Below are 1232 nucleotides of genomic sequence, written 5' to 3' on the forward strand. Positions count from 1 at the left end.
CGTGCACACCGATCCCGTCCGCCAGCAGTTCCGTCATGACCGCCCGCCCGGCCGCCGTCATCGGCAGCCGTACCAGCACGTTGGGACGGCGTACGGCGGCGTGCAGCGCACGCGCCCCGGCGAGCAGCGCCCCGGCGCGGTCGGCCAGCCGCGGGTCCACCGGCACCGACACCTGTCCCCGGCCGCCCCCCGCCGTGAACAGCGGGAGCAGCGCGTCGCACGCGAGGCGCACCTGGGGGACGGGGGTGCCGGGAGGCACGACGGCCGCCTGGAAGGCGTCCCCCAGAAGACGCCGGCGCACCGCGTCGGCGAGCGCCTCACCGTCCTCGACCGCCAGCCAGGGCGACACCCCCTCGGCGATCAGTTGCCCGAGCAACCGTCCAGCTTGATGACTGAGCACGTCGACGACCCTAGGCGGGGCCGCGGGACCACACCAGAAACGACCCAATAGTCCGTCAAGTGCACGTCCCGGATCCGGCCGGACGCGCCGGCCGCGCACCGCCGGGCCGATCGGCGGCAACAGCGTTGGCCCGCCCGTGAGATAGCTCACCGAGGTGTCCGACAGCACACCGCTGTGCGGTTGCCCACCACAGGCCGACCCAACGAGAAACGGGCCCCCACCGTGACTTCCGTCACCGGTGGAGACCCGTCTCCTCTGTGCGCGAGGGGGGAGTTGAACCCCCACGCCCTTGCGGGCACTGGAACCTGAATCCAGCGCGTCTGCCTATTCCGCCACCCGCGCATTGGGTGTGTCTTCCGTTTCCGGCCCTTTCGGGCTGGCCCCTTCCGACACCCAGAACATTAGCACGTCGTACGGGGTGGGTTCACATCCCTTCCCGCCTGCCCCTTCTTGGCCGCGAGGGGCGCGCGCGGGACGGTGTTCGGACGCGCGTGCGTATCAGGGGGACGTGCTTCTCGTATCAACCTCGTACCGGTCCCGGTCATCTCACCGGGAGGCGGACCGGGTCCACAGCCGGGTGCGGGACACTGGTCTTGCCCCGCCTCTACGATCCATGTCAGCAGGACGCGCGCCAGGAGTTCCAAGGGCGGCCGCTGGGGGAACCGGCTGATTGGCGGGCGCGTGGATACGATCAGTAAGCAGTACCAGCAGGACCAGCAGTACTCGGCAAGGCAGCGGCACAGAGCAGGCAAGACGACGGCAGGGACGGAGGAGGTGCCCCATGGGAGTCCTGAAGAAGTTCGAGCAGCGTCTCGAAGGTCTGGTGAACGGC

Annotated in this window: 1 protein-coding gene and 1 tRNA gene; both read right to left on the reverse strand. The window is 70.2% G+C overall.

Features of this window, described 5'->3' with window-relative positions:
• Positions 1-400: transaldolase family protein (locus tag IE312_RS35735; RefSeq protein ID WP_306419861.1), on the reverse strand; the 400-nt coding region annotated here is incomplete at its 3' end.
• A gap of 258 nt (positions 401-658) precedes the next feature.
• Positions 659-742 (reverse strand) — tRNA-Leu (locus IE312_RS35740).
• Between the last annotated feature and the right edge of the window lie 490 nt (positions 743-1232).

The organism is Streptomyces capoamus, from assembly GCF_014654935.1.
GTDB classification, from domain to species: Bacteria; Actinomycetota; Actinomycetes; order Streptomycetales; family Streptomycetaceae; genus Streptomyces; species Streptomyces capoamus.